Annotated in this window: 3 protein-coding genes; all 3 read left to right on the forward strand. The window is 66.5% G+C overall.

Annotation, left to right across the window (positions count from 1 at the left end):
• Positions 1 to 208: 208 nt before the first annotated feature.
• Positions 209 to 688 (forward strand): hypothetical protein, encoded by a 480-nt coding sequence (locus MKL01_RS09895; protein WP_243905043.1) that lies wholly within the window; start codon positions 209 to 211, stop codon positions 686 to 688.
• Between the two features lie 972 nt (positions 689 to 1,660).
• Positions 1,661 to 1,840 (forward strand): hypothetical protein, encoded by a 180-nt coding sequence (locus tag MKL01_RS09900; RefSeq protein WP_243905044.1) that lies wholly within the window; start codon positions 1,661 to 1,663, stop codon positions 1,838 to 1,840.
• An 85-nt stretch (positions 1,841 to 1,925) separates the two neighbouring features.
• On the forward strand, positions 1,926 to 2,228 hold the full coding sequence (locus tag MKL01_RS09905) for a hypothetical protein (RefSeq protein ID WP_243905045.1): 303 nt from the start codon (positions 1,926 to 1,928) through the stop codon (positions 2,226 to 2,228).
• Positions 2,229 to 2,389 lie beyond the last annotated feature (161 nt).

A 2,389-nucleotide genomic window follows, 5' to 3' on the forward strand; every position in this document is an offset into this window, starting at 1 on the left:
GTGGTCCTCCAGGCAGTCGTGTTGTCGCCCTGCGCGCGCGGCGTGGGCCCATCCGCACCGTCGCTACGTCCCGGGCGGTCGACATGAGCGAGGCCGGCAGGTGTCGACGGTGCGGTTGCGGCCTGGCACCTCCGGCAGTGCCTGTCCGATCCTCTGCAGGGCGACGGATGTTCCCTTCACCAGGCCGGTGCCGGGCACCATCGACAGGATGGTCTGCTCACCGGCCGCGCCGGACACCTCGGCGGCCACGTGGCAGATGCCCTGGCAGATCGCCCCGATCGGACCGGCCTCCGCCGCGGCCGGTGAGCAGACGATCATGTCGATGGTGCCCGGCACCGGCCTGGTGAAGGGAACATCCGTCGCCCTTCAATCCATCGGACAGCCCCTGCCGGAGGTGCCGGGCCGCAACCGCACCGTCGACACCTGCCGGGCGGTCGTCATGAGCGAGGCCGGCAAGGCCGGGATGAAGCAGGTCGAGGCGGTCTCGGCCGGCGCCGACAAGACCGACAGGAAGGGCGACTACTTCGCCCCGGTGCTGTTCCGCATCACCTACGAGCGACCGATGATGTACGAGGTGCGCGAGGCGACGATGATCTGCGTCGTGAGCCGCAAGGGCGCCATCGTCGACGCCTACATGCCGGCCGACGCGTCGACCGTCACGGAGTGGACGGCCCTCGGCCATCGGTGAGCTGACGGCACCTCCTGCTCCTGCTACAGGGCCGCTCTTCCCGCTCGCATGCCCGAAGCGTTCGCGACGCCGCAAGGCGTGCGGTGGATAAGCATGTGACGACAGGCGCGCCTCAGGCCAGTTCCCTGAAGCCAGCCCGTGAGGCTTCGGCCGGGCTGTCGCGTGAGGGTCGGCGCGGTGCGGCGGGACTGGAGACCGCTAGGCGCCGACTCATGGCCTGAACCATAGTGTGGGAACGCACATGGTACGTCTGCCTGGGGGTCTCAGCGCGGTTGTCTGCTGCGCTGCGGTAGCTAGGTTGGCAGTGCGGGATCACGACGGCGTCGTAGTCGCGTAGCCCCTAGTGGGCGTTTCCTCCCTAGACTTCGGGCCGCCTCTTCGGGGGTGGCCTTTTCTTTGTCCGGCAGGCCCAAAAAGATGAAAGCCTGAGGCCCGCCCCCCGGGGGGAATGGGAGCGGGCCTCAGCTACGACCGTGCCGACGAGGCTGCGCGCCAGAGGGCCCTGTCTTTGAAGCCAGCGCGCTGCTTTGAAGGCAATCGGGCTGTGCCCGGTCGCTAAGGTTGAAGCTGAACGAGAGCGGCTAACGCCTCGTTACGGCAGCGATGCAATCAACGGTTTCCAGCAGTTCCGCTGGTACCGGCCGGCTTTGATCCCGATCCCGCATCGTTGGCACCCGTGCTGTTCGTTGTGCCCGAGCGGCTCATGCCGCCGGTCGAGGGACCGCTTCCCGATGCACCGGGCGATGATCCTGATCCGGCATCACTCGCACCCGTACTGTTGGAGGTGCCGGAGCGGCTTGAACCGCCCTCAGCGGCAAATGCTGGGCCGGCAAGGATGAGGACGGTGGCGATGGTCAGTGCGGTTCTCATCAGCGTATCTCCCTATTGCCCGCCGGTCGGACGCAGGCGCCCGCGATGCGGCAACAAGGCAATAGCGCTTCCGTGAACCCGTTCCTCGTCTACGGATCACATATGGACCTCTCCGACCTTGAGTTCTGGGCCTTTGCGGTGGCGATCCCAGCTCTGTTCCTGCCAGTGATCATCGTTTGGTGGAAAGGCCGTCCCATCGTCCCGATTGCCTTGCTTAGCCTCGTATTCTGGCCAGGCGCGCTGATCCTGGGGCTGCAGCTGCGACGACGGCAGCATTTGTAACCGCAGCCGTGGCGAGGTCCGAACGATAACGATCATGAAAACGTTCACACGGAACGATCGAGCTGATCCGTCTCGAGGAACGTCCATGTCGATGAAGATACTTACTCTTGCGGCTGCGCTCACACTCGCGGTGTCCGGCGCTGCTGTCGCTCAGACTGCGGCCGGCGGCGGCAGCGCCGAGGGCAACATGAACAACCCGGGCTCGGTGAAGAGCAATTCCGAGAAGTCCATGGAAGGCGGCAGCAGCTCGATGGGCTCGGGGACGATGAGCACAGGCACGGGTCCCGGCACCAGCGGTGGCCCGCCGGTCAGCACGCCCGGTGCACCCGCCGGCAGCGGCACGGGCAACGGCGCCACTGGCAGCGGTGCTGCGCCGAGCGGCAAGTAGTCCCTCAACGCCCCGTGGCACTGAAACCGCGGGGCTACCTCAGTGCTTCGTCAATCTATCAACGGTCTCGTTCGGCCCAAGCTTGCCCGAGAACCGAGCTAGATGACCGAGGCTCGGCTCATTCAGGCCGCCGGCGTTCGCGAACGTCGCGAGCGCGATAC

Origin of the sequence: Methylobacterium sp. J-070 (assembly GCF_022829385.1) — a bacterium.
Classification (GTDB): Bacteria; Pseudomonadota; Alphaproteobacteria; order Rhizobiales; family Beijerinckiaceae; genus Methylobacterium.